This is a genomic window from Pseudomonas sp. GCM10022186 (genome assembly GCF_042656385.1).
Lineage (GTDB): Bacteria > Pseudomonadota > Gammaproteobacteria > Pseudomonadales > Pseudomonadaceae > Metapseudomonas.
The window spans coordinates 103,302-122,234 of the sequence record NZ_JBHSOU010000064.1 but is presented as its reverse complement, the minus strand read 5'-3'; the positions used below and the strand labels follow the sequence as shown (position 1 = coordinate 122,234).

Below are 18,933 nucleotides of genomic sequence, written 5' to 3'. Positions count from 1 at the left end.
CACCCCCAACGGCAGGGGGTATGGGTGGTGCCTGGGGGGCATGGATTGCGGGGGCTTGTGCAGGAGGTAGGAGAGAACAGCAGCCCGGATGAAATCCAGCAGCGGCGGTTGGATTTCCCCGGATGGCATCCGGGCCACCGAGCGCTGTTGTAGGGTGCGCCGTGCGCACCGGCGGTTTGACGTGGTGCCGAAGCCGAACCCGGAATCGGTGCGCACAGCGCACCCTAGGGTCCAGGCCAGGCGAAAGGGGTGGCCTTGTGCACGGGGAGGATTCGCCCCCTTCCAGGGGGCTATCGCAAGTCCACGTTCTACGAACGTGGATGTTTACTCGCGAATCGTCGCGTCAGGCCCGCATCGCGACTGAAGTCGCTCCCACAGTGGCCAGCTCAACCCACCGATTCGAGAATGCCCAGCATGTAGGCGCGATCGACCACATGCTTGCGGGTGCCGGCCTGGAACTTGCCGAAGAGGTTCTTCAGGTGCCACTTCACGGTTTCCTCGCCGACATTCAGCGCCTGGGCGATCTGCTTGTTCGACAGGTTGCGCGCCAGCAGCTGAAGAACCTCGCGCTCCTTGGGGGTGAGCAGTCGGCTGGGCGACACGGCCATGGGGGCCGCCTCCGGACGCGCCGACTGTGCCGCTGGAGGAAAGTTCTCCGCCGGTGCAGGGGTGCCGTCGCGGCGGATCTGCTCCGCCCAGCGGACCAGGTCGGGGTGGCTGTCCTGGACGATGCGTCGCAAGCCGTATTCATCGGCGAGGCTGATCGCCTCCTTCAGGCTAGGCAGCCCGTCCTGCCGGGATTCCTTGAGGGCCAACGCCTTGAGCAGCTTCAACTGGACCACTTCGCGGCCACGACGCAAGCGCTCGGCGATCTCGTTGGTCATGTTCAGCTCCACCAGCATGGCCGGCCAGTCCCGCGCCGCAAGGTGGACATAGACCCTGGCCAGGCCGACCGAGATGCCCAGCTCCGATCCGAGCAGCCCATGCCCCTGGCGCACAGCTTCGGGTATCCATTTCTCCAATCGTCGCCACAGTGCCTGGCAGGTGTCGCCCCGGCCATGCAATGCGTTCAGGCGGATCTGCTCGCCGAGGGCGACTATGCAGAAGCGCGGGATGCCGCGCTCCTCGCCCAGGGCCGACAAGGCTTCCAGCAGGTCGTGGCCACGATGCGGCTGCCCTTGCAACGCGGCCAGCCGCGCCGCGGTGAGAAAACCCATTGAGATCGCATCCGGCGACGCGAGGCGCTCGATCACATCCAGCCGGTTGGCCAGCACCGTGGTCGCTTCCTGAACCTCACCACGTTCGAGCAACGCCGTGGCCAGGCCGCAGGCCAGGATCACCGCCACCGAACTGCGCCGCCCGATGTCCTTTTCGGCGTGCGCCAGGCTATCGCGAAACGCGGCTTCGGCCTGCAGGATGCGCCCCTCGCACAGATACGACATGCCGAACACCCATTTACCGAATCCACGGATGGCATCGAGCTGTGGCGTCCAGACGTAGTTGGGGGTCCGCTGGTAGACCCGCCGCGCCTTCTCGGGCTGCCCCTGGAGCAGCAGGAGCACGGCGACCTGGTTGGCGAGCATGGCTTGCAGCTTGATCGAGCCGGCCGGCAGCTTGTCCATCCACGGCGCGGCGATTCGCAACGACTCGTCCGGGCGGTCGGCAAAGTAATAGGCCGCGGCGGCGATGGCCGTTGCTTCCCTGCGCATGTCCTCGTCGGCGGCCGGGTCCTGCTGGATACGGTCCACCAGGCGCAGCGCCTCCAGATGCCGCTCGCTCAACGCAAGAACCCACGCGGCGGCCACACACATCCTCGGACGCGACTCCACCTCCTCGGCGGGAAGCTCGTCGAGCCAGTCCTTAACCCGGCCGAACTGGCCACGTATCGTGATCTCGTACAGGCAGCGTTCGATGTTGCGATAGGCCTGCTCTGCCTGGCCGGCCTGCAGGGACTGGCGCGCAGCCTCCTCAAAGAATCCGTGTTCCTCGAGCCAGCTGGCCGCCCGCTCATGCAGCAACTGGCGGTGCTCGGCCGACAGACCGGCAAAGCGTGCCTGGAGAAACTCCCGCGCCAGGGGATGAATACGCACCCAGTCGCTGTCGAGCCCTTCGGCGAAAATCGGCGTCGACGCGCACAAGCCGCGCAACAGCTGATCCGCGCGCTCATCGCCGGTGAGCGCCGCGCACAGCGATGGATGGACCATGTCCAGCAGCGAAATGCAGGTAAGGAACTCCACCTGCTCGGCCGGCAACTGGGCGACCAGGCTATCGACGAAGTAACGCTGGATATCGCCCGAACAGGCCGAAAGCTCGTCAATGGCGGCTATCAGATTGCTGCTCTTCTCAATGGCGGCAACCGCCAGTTGCAGGCCCAACGGCCAACCTTCAGTGATCTCGTGCAGATGCACGCAGCCGTCCGGATCGATGCGCGATCCAAAGCGGCTGGCGAGTATCGCCACGGTCTCCTCGACGCGGAAACGCAGGGCATCGGCCGCGATGCCGACATACAGTCCGCGCGCCAGCAAATCCGCCACCTGCAGCTTCAGACGACTGCGCGAAGCCATGATCACGCGCAGGTTGGCCGGTGCATTGTGCAGGAGATAGGTCAACGAATGACGGGTGGTGGTTTCGGGCAGCGTATCGGCCTCATCGAGGATCAGCACGGTTTCCACTCCGAGGTCGGCGACTTCCGCCAGCCAGTCGGTCAGGCCGTCGAGCCCGTCCCTGGCAGGGGGCATCGTCCGCCCGGCGTTCACCGCAAAAGACTGCCGCCCGCTGCCCAGCGTCATGGCGACGGCCAGGCCATGGACGAAGCGGCTGCCATCGTCATGGGCATCGAGGGTCAGCCAGGCGACCACCGCACCGCGGGAGAGGAACTCGCGGCGCCATTGCGCCAGCAGCAGGGTCTTGCCGAAACCGGCCGGAGCGTGCACCGAAATGGCCAGGCGGTCGGCCAGATCGGGCGAATCGATGCTGAGCCGCTCGCGCATCTGCGTACCCTTCTGATTGCGCGGCGGCGTTGTCTTGAGAACCAGTTCGGGCTCTATCCGATACACGTTGGCGATGCCTCTCTGCGGTCCCGTGCACTGGGTGATCGGGCCGGGCCAGCGATGGCCGACGACTCCAATGCCTGGGCATCTTCTTGTTATGGGGAGAAGGTCATGCTCTGGGCACTTTGCGATCTTGCACCGCCGTTCAGCGTGGCACGCGATGCGCCGGCCCGCCACTTCATCCAGGCTGTCTCCTGGCGGGAAAGGTCTCCGGGCATTGCGACAGCCTGATGTGCGTGGGCCCTTCTCCAGGGGCTAGCCGCACGAGAATAAAGCAGCTCCGCACATCTGTCCCCCCAGCGGCGAGGAGTATGCGAAGCAGAAACGGCCGCCGCCCACCAGGGGACGGGCAGCGGCCGCGCGGAGTCATTCCGGCAGGGCGAATCCGGCGATCAGGCCCGAATCCACCGTGTGGACCGAACCATTCACATAAGCCGCCTGGTCCGAAGCCAGCCAGGTCACCAGGTTGGCCACGTCTTCCGGCTGACCCGCGCGGCTCACGTGGGAGGCCAGCGAGGCGAACAGCGCACGCTCGCTCTCGCTGAGGTTGTCGGTGGTCATCGAGGTCTGGATGAAGCCGGGCGCGATGGCGACGCTGCGGATGTTCCGCTTGCCATACTCCAGCGCGCAGGCCTTGGTCAGACCGATCACACCGTGTTTCGCCGCGGTGTAATGCGACAGGGTGGACATGCCCACCAGACCGTCGACGGAGGCGGTGTTGATGATCACGCCGCCGCCACCGGCGAGCATGGCCGGAATCGCCGCATGTGCGCAGTAGAAGACACCGTTGAGATTGATGTCGATGACCCGGCGCCACTGTGCCGGGGACAACTCGGCGGTCCGCCCGCGCACACCGGAGATGCCGGCATTGCTGAACAGCACGTCAACGCGCCCGAAGGTGTTCATGGCGCTGTCGACCATGGCCTGGCAGGCCGCCTCATCGGCCACGTCGGTAAGCACCACCAGGGCTTCGCCGCCGATCAGCTCCAGGGTTTCCTGAAGGCCTCGTTCATTGACATCCGCCAGCACCACCTTGGCGCCGAGGCGCGCAAACCGGATCGCCGAAGCACGGCCGATGCCGCCGGCCGCGCCGGTCACGATGACAACCTTTCCAGTGAAATCCACGTTGATTCTCCTCACACAGGCCACATTGGCGTTCTTGTTGGCCCTGACGTTAATCCCGCGCCCGGCCCCCGGACTTGTCCTTCCAAGCAGAACGCTTATCCCGAAACGAGCGGATTGCGGGCGCCCGGCAGACGGATTTGTCCCTGGAGGCCTGACTTGTTATCAGCTCGACACGCGCGGGCTCCAAGGCGCGGGGCTTTGTGGATACTCGGTTGCACGCAGGCAGAACCAGCGTCCACGAACAGCCAGGAGGTCACTATGAGTACCGAAATCGTTATCGCCGGAGTGGGCATGGTGCCCTTCCGCAAGCCGGGTCAATCGGAAAGCTACGACGTCATGGGCGAACAGGCCGCACGCGCGGCGCTCAAGGACGCCGGCATCGACTACGCACTGGTCGAGCAGGCCTTCTGCGGCTACGTCTACGGCGACAGTTGCGCGGGGCAGGCGGCGCTCTACCGGGTGGATATCAGCGGCATCCCGATCTTCAACGTGAACAACAACTGCGCCAGCGGCTCGTCGGCCTTCGCCCTGGCTGTCCAGGCAGTCCAGGGGCAGCAGGTGGAGTGCGCGCTGGCGCTGGGCTTCGAGCAGATGGCGCCGGGGGCGATCAACATGCTCTTCCCCGACAAGCCAAGCCCGATCGCGCGGCATGAGCAGGCCATCTTCAGGATGATGGACATGAGCCCCGAGGAGCGCGCCGTGCCGCCGGCGGTCGGCATGTTCGGCGCACAGGTCGATGCCATGCTCGGAATGGGCGTGACCGAGCAGACCCTGGCGGCGGTTTGCGTCAATTCCCGCAGGCACGCCGCCCATAATGAAAACGCCATCTTCCGCACGCCACTGACGGTCGAAGAGATACTTTCCACACCGCCCCTCTTCCGTGGGCTGCGCAAGAACTACGCCTGCCCGCCGAGTTGCGGCGCCGCCGCAGTGATCGTCTGCACCCCGGAGTTCGCCCGTGCCCATGGCGTCCGCGCCGACGTACGCCTGGCCGGGCGCGGCTGGAGCAGCGACCGCAGCAGTTTCTTCGAAGGCAGCGTGATGGATGTCATGTTCCAGGCCCTGAGCCGCGATGCGGCGAACAAAGCCTACGAGGATGCCGGCATCGGCCCGGAAGATGTCGACGTCATCGAACTGCACGACTGTTTCGCCAGCAACGAGCTGGCCACCTATGTCGCGCTGGGGCTGTGCCGGCAGGACGAGCTGAACGCTTTTGTCGCAGCCGGGCGCGGCACCTATGGCGGCGACTGGGTGATCAACCCCTCGGGCGGCCTGCTGGCCAAGGGGCATCCGCTGGGTGCGACGGGACTGGCCCAGCTGACCGAGCTGACCTGGCAGCTGCGCGGTGAGGCCGGCCTACGGCAGGTGCCGGGGGCCCGGGTCGCGCTGCAGCACAACGGCGGCCTGGGCAGCGCCGGCTTCGTGCATATCCTGAAAAAGTACTGACCTGCCGGGGCGGGCTGGAGCGCAGAGCCGCCCGGCCCACCCGGCTCAGCGCTCCAGCCCGAGGCCTTGGCGGTACTGTCGCGGCGACTGGTTTGTCCAGCGTTTGAAGGCGCGGGTGAAATTGCTCACTTCGGTGTAGCCGAGGGAGAAGGCCGCTTCGGTTACCGAAACCGAGCTGCGCGACATCATCGCCAGGGCCTGCGTGCGGCGGGTACTATCGAGAATCTCCTGGAAGCTGGTGTCCCGCGCAGCCAGCTTCAACTGCAGGTTGCGGGTGCTGATGTGCAGCTGCTCGGCCACCCGGTCCTTGTTCAGGGCCCGCACGGGCAACTCTTCGCTGATGAGCGACCGTACGCGATTGACGATGTCGCTGCGGTCAATCCGCTGCAGATACTCCATCACCGTTCGATCATGGCCAAGGGCGAGCTCCTCGTTGGCACCGGGCAACCGCTTGTCCACCTGTGCGACGTCCATCACCATGATGATCTCAGGCCGATCGAATTCGATATCGCACTGGAAATAGTCTCGATACCTCTGTGCCTGGCCTTCCGGCTGCGGCCGCGTCAGTTCGAGCCTCCTTAATTGGAAGCGATTGCCGGAGATGGTTCGCAGCAGGTTGGTGACCAGGGCAATGTAGGCATCCTGCGTCTCGAAACAGGTACCTGCCCCTTTTGTGCTGGTACTGATCAGCAGGAACTGGTCGCCGCGTTCTTCACAACGGATATCGGCGTTCTGCGAAACGACCCGGTAGAAGGCACTCAGGCGCTGGGCAAAATCTCGAATCGAGATGCTGGACAGCAATGCGAAGCCCATGGCGTGCAGATTGGCCGGACGCATGGTTTCTCCGACTCGCAAGCCGAAACCGGAATCGCCGCTGGCCTGCACCGCAGCGGCGTAGAGTCGCGAGATAGTCGGGTTGTCGATGCGGACCAGGGGATCGGTGGTGGTGGGCAATGACAAGCCGCAGGTGTGGAAGATGTCCTCGGCGACGATACCCAGGTTTTCCAGGGCTTCGGCAATCGCGATGGCGTAGGCGCCGATGATCGATGAGTTGTGCGTGACCTCTTTCATTCGGCTGCTCTCCGCCAGTGCTCAGTGCGAGTATCAGTCACTGCGCATGGGGCCCGGGAAAGCTGGGGAAGCAGGTCCGGTGACGCAGCGTTGTCGGCGCCACCATAGGTCAGCTGCGGCTGGAGGCAGCCCCCCTTGGCTGGGGGGCTGCGACGGAGCGGCTGGTCAATTCACCGCGCGAGCCTTGCCCGACCAGTACGCCTTGCGCAGCTCGGTCTTCAGCACCTTGCCGGCCGGGCTGCGCGGCAGCTGTTCGATGAAGTCGACGCTCTTGGGCGTCTTGACGCTGCCAAGGCGCTCCTTGACCAGGGCGATCAGGTCATCCTCCGCACAGACCTTGCCGGGCTTGAGCTGGACAATGGCCTTCACCGCCTCGCCCCACTTCTCATCGGGGATGCCGATCACCGAGCAGTCCTGCACGGCCTCGTGGCCGGTCAGCACCTGCTCGATCTCGTTCGGATAGACGTTGAAACCGCCGGTGATGATCATGTCCTTCTTGCGGTCGACGATAGTGATGTAGCCGTCCTCGGACATGACCCCGACATCCCCCGTGTGGTGCCAGCCATGGGTGCGCACCTCGGCGGTGGCCTGCGCGTTCTTGTAGTAGCCCGGCGTCACCAGATCCCCGCGAATGCAGACCTCCCCCGCTTCGCCGCGCGCCACTTCCACCCCTTCGTCATCGAGGATGGCCACGCTGTTGAGCACGCACGGCCGGCCGATGGATTGCAGGCGTGCCTCATTGATCGAGCCATCGGCCTGCAGGTAGTCCCAGGGCGCCTTGGCGGTGATCGCTGCCGGTGCTTCGGACTGGCCGAAGGCCTCGGACATCACCGGGCCGAAAACCTGCACGGCTTCCTTCAGTTTCTCCAGCGAGGTCGGCGCGGCGCCCACCAGGAAGTGCTTCAGGGAGCTGAAATCGCGCTGGCGGATCTCCGGCAGCGCCAGGAGCATGTAAAGCACGGTCGGCGGCAGGAACAGATGGGTCACCCGATAGCGCTCGATCGCATCGACAATGGCCTCGGGCTGGGCCACGGCCATGATGACGTTGGTGCCGCCACGGGCGAAGTGCAGGCAACCGCTGAGCCCCGCCGTATGCGTCATCGGCGCCACCACCAGGTGGCGGGTATCGTCGTGATAGGAAAAATGCGCGTAGAAATTGCTGAAGAAAGTGTGGACGTTGCGATGGGTGATCATCACGCCCTTCGAGCGCCCGGTGGTGCCGCCGGTGGGATAGAGGGCGAAAATGTCGTCCAGGCTGCCGCTACCCGGTTCCGGGGTGTAGCTCGGCGGCGCGCCTTCCGACCAGGTCGCGAGGGAGATGCCCACGCCGCAATCGCCATCGATACACACCAGTTCACGCAGGCCGGGGCAGCCCTCTTTCAATTGCGCGGCCTCCTTGGCATAGCAGCTGTGGAACAGCAGCAGTTCGCCGTCGAAGTCACTGAACAGCTCCGCATTGGCCGCCACCGTATTGCGCGGATTGACCGGCAGCCAGACGCAGCGGGCGCGGAACACGCCCAGCAGCGCGAGGAACGCGACGCTGCAGTTGGGCGCCAGGATGCCCACGTGGCCGCCTTCGTTGAACCCGTTATGGGCGATCGCGCCTGCGATGGCCTGGGTCACGGTTGCCGCCTGGGCATAGGTGAGAGCCCCGGCGTCGTTGCCGACGTCGACGAAGGCCAGGTTGTTCGGATAGAAACGGACCGCGTTATCGAAGTGTTCGATGATGCGCATGGCAACTGTGCTCCCGTGCAAGAGTGCCGCGACGGCCGACTTTCATCGGCGCAGCCGTCTCCCCGGGGCCGCACTTGGCGGTCCCGAGGAAGGATTTATCGGAGGGCTGATCAGTGGTTGCGCTGGTAAGCGCGGCTCAGCCAGTGCATGGCCTTGAGCTTGAGGGTGTTGGTCTCGCCGTCCTCGATCATCGATGCCCGTGCATCACGCAGGAGCTTCTCGATCGGGTACTCGCGGGTCAGGCCGTTGCCACCGAAGAGTTGCAGCGCTTCGCTGGCCACCTGGAAGGCGGTCTCGGTGACATAGGTCTTGCTGGTGATCGACGCGGCCAGGTGCGGGCCCTTGTCGCTGTAGTTGTAGGCAAACACCCGCTGGGTGATGGCGCGCGACAGCTCGACTTTCTGCCACAGGTCGAAGGTGCGCAGCTGCACGCTCTGGTGATTGATGATCGGTGTTCCGCCTTGCTTGCGTTCGTGCACATAGGCCAAGGCATGTTCGTAGGCCGCGCGAGCAACCCCGGTGAAGGTCGCCGCCATTTCCATGTTGCCGAACGTCAGGGCGCTGAGGAAGCTGGTGATGGCCGCATCGCCCTCGGCGATCACGTACTTCTTCGGCACACGCACCTCATTGAAGAACAGCTCCCCCTGGGGCAGTGGGCGCTGGCCCAGCTTCTCCAGCGGCTTGCCCTTGGAGACGCCCGGCAGGTCGAGCGGAATCAGGATGCCGATGTGGTTCAGCCCTCGGCCATTCTCATGCTCCAGGCCCTGGCCATAGTCGCAGGGAATGTAAGCCAGCGCGGTCTGCGCCAGGGGCGCATAGGAAACCCAGGCCGAGGATTGGCCCTGCACGATGACTTCGTCGCCGACTACCCGCGCATACAGATTGCCGCGCGATTGCCGGGTTCCGGGCTGGACTATGCTGGCGTCCATGTCGGCGGCATCGCTGCCGCGATCGGGCTGGGTCGCCAGCCAGCAGCCGGGAAGCGAGCCGAATCGCTCGATGATTTCCGCATCGCCGGTGTTGTGCGCCGCGAATGCGGGGAAGGAAGACGCCAGGGCGGCGATGGCCAGACCGGAGTCACCCCAGCCAAGCTCTTCGAAGATGATCGGCATGATGCGAGCTTTCTGCTGGTTGTCCATGCCGGCGATGGCGGCGAGGTCAAGGAGACCCGACTCATGCACCTGGCGCAGGTAGTCGAACAGCGGCGATCCCGGGGCGACCACTTCTTCGGCGGTCATCTTGTCCAGCCTGGCGCCGAGCGGACGCATCACGTCTCGGGCAAAGCCGTGAGCCGCCTCCTGAATGGCACGTTCTTCCTCGGTCAGATCAGCTTCCAGCCCTTGAAGGCCGAGCACGGGCTCGACGATTTCGTTCAGATCAAACATTTGCCGTTTCCTCTTGTTCTTGTCCCGTAGCGACACGGTGAGGATCCGCACTGGTCGTCATCAGGACGAACAGAAAGGACCGATGCAAGGGCATCGGGTAGCACCCCTAGGCATGCACCTGCGGATTCCCGATTGCATGGGCTGAAGCCTAACTGGCCATGGTTCGGCAGGCTTGTCGTATCGGGCAGATAGGTTGTCCCGGCGAGCGCTATTGCAGCGTCAATGTCCGTCGAACCCGGAGTTTCCTCAGGCTCCCTGCAAGGGGCCTCGCGGAGCAGGCTGGGAAATGCGGGGGCGGGATTGGAGTTTGCCCGGATTTCATCGGGGCTATCAGTCGCACGCGGCTGGGCTGGACAGCCCATGCAGCCGGAACTGGCCTGCGCGCGGGCACGAAACCCCGCTATCCAGCATATGCAGCGCGCTCGAATACCTCGTCCGCCCACTGGTTCAGGCTTTTTCCAGCAGTCTGAGCGGCGATAGTGGCGGCAGCATGTACTTCTGGACGGATACGCAACATTACCTTGCCGGACGCCGGCTTCTCCGGGCTGACCCCACGCTCGGCACAGTCGGCCAGGTAGTCATCAACTGCCAACTGAAACTCCGCACGCAGCCCCGCCACCGACTCGGCATGAAAGCTGATGATGTCCCTCACACCCAACAGACGGCCGACGAAAATATCATCACGCCCATTGAACTCGATACGCGCCGTATAACCTTTGTAACTCATGCTGTTCATGATTCAACTCCTGCTCGCAGCAAGAACTCGCGAGCCTCCTCTACCTGATATTTCTTTGCCTCTTTTCCGGGATGTGGGCGATGGCAACGCCACTGCACATCTCCCAGCACGAGCTTGACCCGGGAAACACCGGTGTTCACCCCTGAGAACAAACGCCTGCAAGCTACATCGCATCCTGCATGGACGTGCGATCCTAAACCTCTGCTCTCTCTGATGTACGGAAACTGAAAAGTAGATATGAGGGCTGACCAGAAACGCCTGCATGCTATAATTTCTGCGGATTTCGGAGGTTTTCGATGGGTACCGTAGCAAGCCGAATCAGGAAGTTGGCGAGGGATAATAAGATCTCTGCCGAGCGTGATCGTATGGGCCTGATGGCCATGACCATCACCAGCCTCGCTGGCGACTCCGTAAAGCTCGATGGCATCGAACGCCTTCTAGTCTCTCTCAAAAAGAGCGGAGTGCTTAGCACGTCCGAGATCCTCCAGCTCCAGAGCAGCTATCTCGTCGAGAAAGCCAAAGCGAAGTCGAAGTCGAAGTCGAACGCCAAACATGCTATTTCAAGCAGATCAGGGCGCAGCGCCACTGCATGATTTTCGACCCCTTCGGCGATTTCGACACTGCTGGTTATTTACGAAACCGACTCCAGCTAAAAGACCTCGATCAGGTAAAACGCCTTGAGCACATGGCTTTCGAGGCGAACCTGGAGGAAGCACTGGCCTACCTCGCCGGCATAGCCGAAATCGACTATGAGGCTATCCTTCGCGTTCACAGCACGCTGTTTGGCGACTTTTACCCGTGGGCCGGCCAAGATCGAGCGGCGCTCGTTCCGCACCTAGCTGTATTCAAGGGTAGTGAGGGAGATCCTCACCGGACAGCCTTTGAGCACCCTGCCGCTATTGAGAGGGCCGTCAATTACGCCCTCCAACTAGCGGCCGACCGAAATCAATTTAGAGCGAAGCCTGGTGGCGTGCTGGGTAATTTGGCCTTCGCTCACCCATTCCTAGACGGCAACGGTCGCACTCTGCTCCTGGTGTATATGGAGATTTGCTACCGCTCGGGCTTCGCCATTGAATGGGCAAAAACTCGAAAGCTGGACTATCTGAAGGCCTTGAGCCTGGAGATCGAGCATCCAGCCAAGGGGCACTTGGATAGCTACCTAGCTCCATTCGTTACCGAGATATCTGATAGGGATGAGTGGCCAGAGCTGATCGGCGGAATTAATGGCCTGGACGGGCTGGATCTTGAGGTTTCCTACGAGAGCTTGGACGATCCTGTTGTACAACAGATCTATCAGGCCAGGGAGCAGGAAAAGCCTGATAGTTAATGCGCTTCGCCACCCAATCCAGATGTAGGTGGAGTTCCGGGTTATCAGCACTTCCTGCAAATCATCCAGCCCCCCACCAACGACGAAGGCCGCAGCGCACTGAAATGTGCAGTCGGCAGTTGCGATCCAGAGCTGCTTGATCATAAGCGCCTGCCTGAGTCACCTTGCGTGACTCAGGCAGGCGCCCATTGATGCGGCAGCAGTTGGCCGATCTCACTCGCTCGCTGCATTGGCAGCCGCGATTGAGAATAGGCAATTACTACCGCATAACTGGCAACCGCCTGCTGGCTTGACTCACCAACCGAGGGACAGGGAATGCTCATTGTCTTCAGCGGCCTTCCAGGTACCGGAAAGACGACTATCGCGAGAGACCTTGCGACTCGATTAACTGCGGTGTATCTGCGGATCGACACGATTGAGCAAGCGATTCGAAATTCAGAAGCTCTGGCGCGAGGCGTGGGGCGGAGCGGGTATATAGTGGCCAATGAGCTCGCTCTGAGCAATCTCCGTCTTGGCAACACGGTCATAGTCGACTGCGTGAACCCGGTAATCGAAAGCCGCAAGGCATGGAGCGAAATCGCAAAGCGTGCTGATGCTCCATTGGTGAATATTCAGGTCGTTTGCTCTGACAAGCATGAACACCAGCGCCGGGTAGAGACGAGGGTGATTGATATTCCTGGGCTGACACCACCAACCTGGCAGTCTGTATTGGGCCATGAATATGCGGCGTGGGATGAGGCTCCGTTTACAGTCGACACGGCCCTGATGTCGCCGGCGGCGGCTGTGGCATTGATCACAGAGCGATTTCTTTCCAATGAGTAGCGTCCGCTGACGCCCAACACCGCAAGGGGTGATCAGCAGACGCTTACGATCGCTGGACATGCCAGCAAAGACATGGCGCACAATTACCAGAAAGACCACTCGGAAGTTGTTTGGACCGAAGTGGGGATCTACCCGGATATTGCGGAAATTGCAGGCTCAGTTTTGCGTGCGCACGCCTCAGAAACGAAAAAGGCCGGTTCATTTCTGAACCGGCCTTTCTCTGAATATGGTCGGGACGGAGTGATTCGAACACTCGACCCCTTGCACCCCATACAGGTAAGAACCGATCCGACTGCATCCTAACGTTTCCAAACAGACAGCGTAAACCCCTTGATTTTACTGGCATTAAGCCGATTTCCTGTCCAAAATAGGCTAATTCGATTCGATCAAAGCCAATCTCAATTGGCAACGAATTGGCAACCAGAGAATCTCAATTGGCAACCAACTGGCAACGGGAAAGCTGACCATATGGCCAAGATCACTGACCGTCAGATAACGGCCAAACCGGGAACTAGTGATAAATGGCTGAGCGAGGTCGCCATCTGGGGGCATGGCAGCTTGGTCGCCCGCATCACCCCCAGCGGAGAACGCCTCTTCTATTTCCGCTATACGAACAGCAGCGGCGAACGTATCACCTATCCCATCGGGACATACAGCCGCGACGGCCTGGAAGGCACCATGACCCTCGCTGAGGCAGGACAGCGAGCCAAAGAGCTTGCTGGCTTGCACAAAGCAGGGATTCGGGATATCCGGGAACATTTTGAAGCTGAGGAAGCGGCACGCGTGGCCGCCCGGAGTGCCGAGCTAGCTCGTCTCGCTGCAGAAAAGTCCGCCGCAGAGGCAGAACAAGCTCGGCAGGCAGCAAGGAAAAGCGTCTCCGAGCTATTCGAGCACTGGGCCAAGGTCGACCTGATTAATCGCAAGGACGGTGGCGCCGAAGTGCGTCGAATGTTTGAAAAGGATGTACTGCCGCTCCTAGGCAAAATGGCTGTAGCGGACGTAAAGAAAGGTCACATCACGGAAGTAACCGATGCCCTCCTCGCCCGCGGAGTCAACCGGATGGCCAAGCTTATCTTCAGCCTGATGCGGCAGATGTTCCGCTTTGCCGTCGATCGAGATCTGATCGAACACGATCCGACTGCCAGCATCCGTAAAGCAAAAATAGGCGGCAAGGATGCCGAGCGCGACCGCGTCCTCAGCGAAGAAGAGATTCGTATGCTGTCAGCCAAACTCACTGAGGCCAGGCTGCTGCCCACAACAGAAGCAGCGATCTGGGTCGCACTTTCTACCTGCTGCCGCATCGGAGAATTGCTTGGTGCTCGGTGGGAGCATGTCGACCTTAAGCAAGGCACGTGGCTTATTCCTGCGGAAAACAGCAAGAACGGGAAACCTCACACGGTGGCCCTCTCACAATTTGCCGCCCAACAGTTCGAGCGCATCAAACAGATCAATGGGGGATCCACATGGTGTTATCCAAATACGGACGACACGGGCCCCGTCTCCTCCAAGACCGTTACCAAACAGCTCGGCGATCGCCAGCGAGAGCCTGGTAAAGGAATAATGAGCAACAGAAGCTCCAAAGCTCAGGCCCTGCTGCTCCCAGGCGGCAAATGGACGCCACACGATCTTCGCCGCACAGGCGCTACACTGATGACGGCGCTTGGTGTATTACCCGAGGTCGCAGAGCGATGCCTTAACCACACGGAAGAAAATAAGGTTAAACGAATTTACCAACGGCACAGCTATGCAAACGAAATGGCTGAAGCATGGAGTAAACTTGGGGACTACCTGCAGCCACTAACGACTCGCGGCACTGCAAGTCGTTGATCACCAGCACCAAAAATTAAATTATTTTAATGCCATTAATCCGCCAGTCAACTCAATCAGGACCTGCGGAAAACTATAGACCGCTCACCATGACCAAAAACTTGCTCTTCCTCTCTCCTTCTGAGGCCGCAGACCGCAGCACCACCGATATAGTATCTCAGATAAAAACCTATCTACGCGAAATAGCAAAAGAACTCTGGAGTGAAGAATCATACTCCTCACTAAACCTCGCACTTAAAGAACTTAGCAGCAATAAATCAATAACCTGGACCAACATCTCATCTTGCTGGAAAAGCGCAACAATCGAAAAAGACCCAACAGAAGCCCGAGACTCAAAAACTGCAAAAATACACTTTGCATACGCCTCACTCTACTATCACAATGCCCTCGCCAAAAAGATTGCCGGAGACGAGCAAAAAGTAGCAAGCCTCGCCGTTTACGCCGCGTATCACATTGGCGCCCTAGACACCCACACAAAAACCGTTAAAACACGAAAACGAAACAAAGCGAGAGCCAAATCCGGAGGACTTGGAAAATCTGAAATCCTAAAAAAAATTCGCACGTATTTAGTGAAACTTTTAGAAACCCCTCCAGCCGGCGGATGGAAAGACATCCCAAGCACCGCACACATCCTTGCCCCAATGCTAGAAGAATTCATTATCTCCAATAATTTTGGAAAGGTAGTTTACGACTCCGCAAAGTTCATAATCAGCGAAATCGAAGAAGACGGAAAGCCGCAGGAGACTTTCCGCAAAAATAAAAAGAAACTATAGCAACTCAATACGACTCTCTTTATCTACCTCAAAGAATCTGATCCTATCATCCAAAAACAACTCCTCCAACGCACGATCAAGCCTAGCTTTTTGGCGCAACTTATTTGGACCAAATTTTCTGATATAGTTCTTTGGAATCCAATCAATCCTCTTATGACGAAATCGATGAAGCCATTTATCCAACTCAATTGCATCCTGCACCTCTTCTGGCAACGGTTTTGGAGGCACAAAAATTAAATAAAATTCATCTGAGCACCAATGGCATAAATCAATGGCAAAATCCAGGACCTTCAACGAAACATATTCCCCCTCCCCTTCAAAAACATGAATTAGAGCAGCCACCCTGGCGATATTTTCGGCCAACTTAGAGGCATAATCCCGCATCTCACAGAAGCGTCCACCCTCGGAAATTTCCTCTTCAATGGTATTAAATACCCTGAGCCACCGCTCGCATGCTTCTGGCGAGAATCTAATAACACTTCGCTCATACTCACGCTCGGGGAGCGCATCTAGATTTAGAAGTAGCAACTGCCTTAACCGCTCATTAAAGCTCTCTCGGTGAACCCATGAAATGGTCCCATTTGCAATAAACCGCTTGCCCTGCGTTGTATTTGGGCGACAAACCAAAAACCTAGCCCACAACCCCGAACCTCTCGAAATACACCCAGATCGATCAAGATATTTTCTAAAAACAGCATCCTGAACCATTATCGCTGTTGTTAGTCTTGCCCCCTCAAGCGAAAAACTCTCGACAGACTTTCGAGAAACATCGATAGCCTCACCACCCCATATGGAATTCATCTTATAGATGTCCCGCATGGCAGGGCCATTCAGAATACCTCCTCCCTCCCCCGAGATCAGCCCCGCCGCTGAAAAGTCTTTATGAAGGTTATAAAAAAGCGATTCAGGCGTGACATCCTCATAAATCAATTTCATCTGCCGCGGCTTTTTCGGCTTATGTTTTTCATGATCCAGCAGGCACTCACGAACCTCATCCAACTCCGAATCATCTAGTGCTTGTTTCTCTATACGCTTGAGCAATCTCCGCTCAGTCGCCGACCACAACTTCATATCAACAAACCACTTAGCACAGGCCTCCTGGTACTCAGCATCTCGCGCCGACTGAAACTCTCGAATAGCATTTAAGAATGCGTTCTCTACTGTCGACTTGCGCTCACCTGAATCGGCAATGGACAACAACATCAGAGAAACTGGAACGACCTGGCCATTTGGTTTTTGCACATCAAAAACGCCTTGAGTCGCTACACTGATGGCGGTCAGGGCTCCAAAAAGAATCAGTGGTTTTGGCGCCTGGATATTGTTCTCCACCTCATCGACAGCCTGCCGCAAAAGCGACCCTGGAATCCGCTGAGGATACGGAGCATTTGTCCTTGGCAGATAACCAAATGGGTACTTTCCACTCATTGATCAGCCCTCTGTCGATCAGTGCGCGAAGCGTTCGCAGCCACTCGTTCTGCGAGCCACTGATATATTTCCGACTCTAGCCAACCGACAGCGCCTCCTTTCCCGCCAGCACCAGACAGTCGTATGGGTCTGGGGAAAGAAGCGTCATAGCGCGGTGAATTCGGGTTAATTCGGTCATATACCGTGGACCGCCCCACTCCTAGACACTTGAGCAGCGACCTTAAACGCATGACCCTGTCACCATCCGCGCAGGCAGATACAGAGCTTTCAGTACACTCAGCACCAATCTTTTTCATAGCATGACCTCCATCGCAATTGACGGTTTCAATGCTATGCAACCGACTCCCCCTTGGCAGGAGCTGTGCTTGTGTAGCCCTAAGTGCCACCCAAGCACATCTATTGACTTTCAATTAAAGGCGTGAAACCAAACACAGCCACATCTGCTCACAGTAGATACCGGCGGATAGCTGCTACTTCTGCTACTCGTAGCAGAAGTAGCAGTCAGCACCGATGTACAACTGCCTTCTGACGCTTACAGCCCCTTACGGGAGCATCCCCATCCGTACGCCTCGAGCCCCCTCGGGCTTCAACCGAAGCTGTTGATCATCCTTGACCAGGTAGCGCATCGCCTCGTGAACATGGGGGCGGATCTTTCGGTCGTTCCGCAGGATGACCCCGATGCCGAGCTTGTCCCCATACTGTTCCTTAGCGTGATTGCAGCTGTTGAAGTGGCCCTGCCCCCGAGTGATGCGCTCCCACAGCTCACCGAGCTGCTGCGCCTTATAGACATCCTTGTGCACTCCAGCACCGTTGAAGAAGAAGGCGGCGTGGATGTGGTAGCCCCTGTCGTCGCCCTGCTCGACGCTGCAGATGTACCCGGTTAGGTGGTCGAAGATCGGATTACGCTCACGCTCATCAATTAGCCTGTCCAGATCGTCGAATACGTGCTCGACACGCAGCCTGACCTGAGCATCCGAGTAGTAGTAAAGATTGACCCTGACCACGACGGTACGCGAGTAACGATCGAGCACAGCGTCAGCGTAATCAGTGACCCTCCCCCCCTGCTGCCGAGCCTGATAACGGCGATCAGTCTTCTTGCGCCGATACCATGGCTTTCGAGTCAACTGCCGGATCCGAGCGACCAGTACGTTCATACTGCGGTGATGGTCCAGGTAGGCCGTACCCCCTTCATTCAGACAAACAGGACCGGCAGAGTTTCGCTCCAGTCCGATTTCCTGGCAGCCATCCCTGAACGCTTGCAGGTGTTCGCTGTAGCGGTATTCGTAGCGGTCATCGAACAGGTCGACCATCTGCTGGATGTGCTCGAAGTACCGAGAAAGTCTGGTCGGTTCGATCCGGTCAAATCCTGAGCGTGTTTGCCCGATCCTAAATGCGGGTGTGTCGTGACGCTCGATGGATTGGACGAGTCGTTCGATCTGGATGGCGATATCGGATTGGGAAAGGTGGCTGTAGGTGTTGCGCTTGGTCATGGTGATGTACCTGGTTGGTTGTTCGCATACCAGATACGGGTTGTGTACTTTTTAACTGATGACCTAATCCCAAGCCTTCGTCATGGCTGCCGTGTAGGTAGTAGTGAGCATCCTGCTGAGTGGTTATTGATTGATAGATGAATACTGTCTATTGGCTATATAAATAAAACCAACATATGCCTAGATGAACTCTCCCATCCAGACAGGGCAATGGGGAGCAACATTGCCACGCCTGTCGAGAGAATTGCCGAACAATCTTCTGAGAGAGTTGTCTGAGCGCACCTACTGTTTCCAGCTGGTATAAGCACCAACTGCGGAGCATCATCGTGCGAATGTTCAGCTGGTTGAAGGAGAGCTGAAGAGTCCGCCCTCGCTAAGACAAGTTGGCCATAAGTTTCGCCGCGATGGCCACTCTGCCCTGTGCATTGCGACGCCTACAGCAATACTTTTCGTACAGTGAGCATGAAAAAGCGCAAAGAGCACATCGTTCCGCTCTGGAGCCAGGCAATGGAGATGCTACAGCCCCCCATCTTGGCGCACGGGTCAGGCCAATGTTGTCAACCTCATTACGGCAGATGCTCAATGCCCTGAGGTAGAGTGGCAAGTACACTCGTGGAGCGAGCACATCCAGAAAACGGCTATCCCAAGGGGGACTGTCGACCCGCTGCAGTCGGTTGGCCGCCTGCAGCTTGAACAGCAGCTTTCAAGACGGATCCGACGCT

At 59.2% G+C, this 18,933-nt stretch carries 15 protein-coding genes and 1 pseudogene; 7 read left to right on the top strand and 9 right to left on the bottom strand.

What is annotated here, in order from left to right; translation table 11 throughout:
• Positions 1-386: 386 nt before the first annotated feature.
• Positions 387-3,227, bottom strand: a complete 2,841-nt coding sequence (locus tag ACFPU0_RS22905; RefSeq protein ID WP_377695588.1) for a helix-turn-helix transcriptional regulator — start codon at positions 3,225-3,227, stop codon at positions 387-389.
• 189 nt (positions 3,228-3,416) lie between these two features.
• Positions 3,417-4,175 (bottom strand): SDR family NAD(P)-dependent oxidoreductase, encoded by a 759-nt coding sequence (locus tag ACFPU0_RS22900; RefSeq protein ID WP_377695587.1) that lies wholly within the window; start codon positions 4,173-4,175, stop codon positions 3,417-3,419.
• Positions 4,176-4,433: 258 nt separating this feature from the next.
• On the opposite strand from ACFPU0_RS22900, the gene ACFPU0_RS22895 reads away from it, so the two are divergent.
• On the top strand, positions 4,434-5,621 hold the full coding sequence (locus ACFPU0_RS22895) for a thiolase C-terminal domain-containing protein (RefSeq protein ID WP_377695586.1): 1,188 nt from the start codon (positions 4,434-4,436) through the stop codon (positions 5,619-5,621).
• Positions 5,622-5,666: 45 nt separating this feature from the next.
• On the opposite strand, the gene ACFPU0_RS22890 is transcribed toward ACFPU0_RS22895, so the two are convergent.
• From ACFPU0_RS22890 to ACFPU0_RS22875, 4 genes are all read right to left on the bottom strand, one after another.
• Complete coding sequence (locus ACFPU0_RS22890) at positions 5,667-6,692, bottom strand: AraC family transcriptional regulator (protein ID WP_377695585.1); 1,026 nt, start codon at positions 6,690-6,692, stop codon at positions 5,667-5,669.
• Between the two features lie 165 nt (positions 6,693-6,857).
• Positions 6,858-8,426 (bottom strand): class I adenylate-forming enzyme family protein, encoded by a 1,569-nt coding sequence (locus tag ACFPU0_RS22885; RefSeq protein WP_377695584.1) that lies wholly within the window; start codon positions 8,424-8,426, stop codon positions 6,858-6,860.
• Positions 8,427-8,536: 110 nt separating this feature from the next.
• Complete coding sequence (locus ACFPU0_RS22880; protein WP_377695582.1) at positions 8,537-9,811, bottom strand: acyl-CoA dehydrogenase family protein; 1,275 nt, start codon at positions 9,809-9,811, stop codon at positions 8,537-8,539.
• Positions 9,812-10,211: 400 nt separating this feature from the next.
• Entirely contained in the window at positions 10,212-10,547 is a 336-nt protein-coding gene (locus tag ACFPU0_RS22875) for a type II toxin-antitoxin system HicB family antitoxin (protein WP_377695581.1), read from the bottom strand.
• 296 nt (positions 10,548-10,843) lie between these two features.
• Between ACFPU0_RS22875 and ACFPU0_RS22870 the strand changes: the two genes are divergently transcribed.
• From ACFPU0_RS22870 to ACFPU0_RS22850, 5 genes are all read left to right on the top strand, one after another.
• Positions 10,844-11,140 (top strand): hypothetical protein, encoded by a 297-nt coding sequence (locus ACFPU0_RS22870; protein ID WP_377695580.1) that lies wholly within the window; start codon positions 10,844-10,846, stop codon positions 11,138-11,140.
• Entirely contained in the window at positions 11,137-11,874 is a 738-nt protein-coding gene (locus ACFPU0_RS22865) for a Fic/DOC family protein (protein WP_377695579.1), read from the top strand. The genes ACFPU0_RS22870 and ACFPU0_RS22865 overlap by 4 nt, the downstream gene beginning before the upstream one ends.
• 315 nt (positions 11,875-12,189) lie before the next feature.
• A complete protein-coding gene (locus ACFPU0_RS22860; protein ID WP_377695578.1) occupies positions 12,190-12,696 on the top strand; it encodes an AAA family ATPase in 507 nt (168 codons plus the stop codon).
• A gap of 468 nt (positions 12,697-13,164) precedes the next feature.
• Positions 13,165-14,523: a tyrosine-type recombinase/integrase gene (locus ACFPU0_RS22855; RefSeq protein WP_377695577.1), complete on the top strand. Its 1,359-nt coding sequence runs from the start codon at positions 13,165-13,167 to the stop codon at positions 14,521-14,523.
• 89 nt (positions 14,524-14,612) lie between these two features.
• Complete coding sequence (locus ACFPU0_RS22850) at positions 14,613-15,296, top strand: hypothetical protein (RefSeq protein WP_377695576.1); 684 nt, start codon at positions 14,613-14,615, stop codon at positions 15,294-15,296.
• Here the strand turns inward: ACFPU0_RS22850 and ACFPU0_RS22845 are convergent.
• The 3 genes from ACFPU0_RS22845 to ACFPU0_RS22835 form a co-directional block, all read right to left on the bottom strand.
• Entirely contained in the window at positions 15,291-16,721 is a 1,431-nt protein-coding gene (locus tag ACFPU0_RS22845) for a YfjI family protein (RefSeq protein ID WP_377695575.1), read from the bottom strand. The two genes, ACFPU0_RS22850 and ACFPU0_RS22845, sit on opposite strands and share 6 nt — an antisense overlap.
• Complete coding sequence (locus ACFPU0_RS22840) at positions 16,718-16,951, bottom strand: helix-turn-helix transcriptional regulator (RefSeq protein ID WP_377695647.1); 234 nt, start codon at positions 16,949-16,951, stop codon at positions 16,718-16,720. Before ACFPU0_RS22840 ends, ACFPU0_RS22845 begins: the two co-directional genes overlap by 4 nt.
• A gap of 312 nt (positions 16,952-17,263) precedes the next feature.
• On the bottom strand, positions 17,264-18,211 hold the full coding sequence (locus ACFPU0_RS22835; RefSeq protein ID WP_377695574.1) for a YagK/YfjJ domain-containing protein: 948 nt from the start codon (positions 18,209-18,211) through the stop codon (positions 17,264-17,266).
• 302 nt (positions 18,212-18,513) lie between these two features.
• On the opposite strand from ACFPU0_RS22835, the pseudogene ACFPU0_RS22830 reads away from it, so the two are divergent.
• Positions 18,514-18,666, top strand: a pseudogene (locus ACFPU0_RS22830) (IS5/IS1182 family transposase); the annotation flags it as partial.
• Positions 18,667-18,933: the final 267 nt, after the last annotated feature.

Excerpts from the sequence above, each read along its gene's own strand:
- ACFPU0_RS22860 (WP_377695578.1), top strand. The coding sequence starts at position 12,190 with ATGCTCATTGTCTTCAGCGGCCTTCCAGGTACCGGAAAGACGACTATC.
- ACFPU0_RS22840 (WP_377695647.1), bottom strand. The coding sequence starts at position 16,951 with ATGCGTTTAAGGTCGCTGCTCAAGTGTCTAGGAGTGGGGCGGTCCACG.
- ACFPU0_RS22895 (WP_377695586.1), top strand. The coding sequence starts at position 4,434 with ATGAGTACCGAAATCGTTATCGCCGGAGTGGGCATGGTGCCCTTCCGC.
- ACFPU0_RS22835 (WP_377695574.1), bottom strand. The coding sequence starts at position 18,211 with ATGACCAAGCGCAACACCTACAGCCACCTTTCCCAATCCGATATCGCC.
- ACFPU0_RS22855 (WP_377695577.1), top strand. The coding sequence starts at position 13,165 with ATGGCCAAGATCACTGACCGTCAGATAACGGCCAAACCGGGAACTAGT.
- ACFPU0_RS22875 (WP_377695581.1), bottom strand. The coding sequence starts at position 10,547 with ATGAACAGCATGAGTTACAAAGGTTATACGGCGCGTATCGAGTTCAAT.
- ACFPU0_RS22845 (WP_377695575.1), bottom strand. The coding sequence starts at position 16,721 with ATGAGTGGAAAGTACCCATTTGGTTATCTGCCAAGGACAAATGCTCCG.
- ACFPU0_RS22865 (WP_377695579.1), top strand. The coding sequence starts at position 11,137 with ATGATTTTCGACCCCTTCGGCGATTTCGACACTGCTGGTTATTTACGA.
- ACFPU0_RS22850 (WP_377695576.1), top strand. The coding sequence starts at position 14,613 with ATGACCAAAAACTTGCTCTTCCTCTCTCCTTCTGAGGCCGCAGACCGC.
- ACFPU0_RS22870 (WP_377695580.1), top strand. The coding sequence starts at position 10,844 with ATGGGTACCGTAGCAAGCCGAATCAGGAAGTTGGCGAGGGATAATAAG.
- ACFPU0_RS22885 (WP_377695584.1), bottom strand. The coding sequence starts at position 8,426 with ATGCGCATCATCGAACACTTCGATAACGCGGTCCGTTTCTATCCGAAC.
- ACFPU0_RS22880 (WP_377695582.1), bottom strand. The coding sequence starts at position 9,811 with ATGTTTGATCTGAACGAAATCGTCGAGCCCGTGCTCGGCCTTCAAGGG.
- ACFPU0_RS22890 (WP_377695585.1), bottom strand. The coding sequence starts at position 6,692 with ATGAAAGAGGTCACGCACAACTCATCGATCATCGGCGCCTACGCCATC.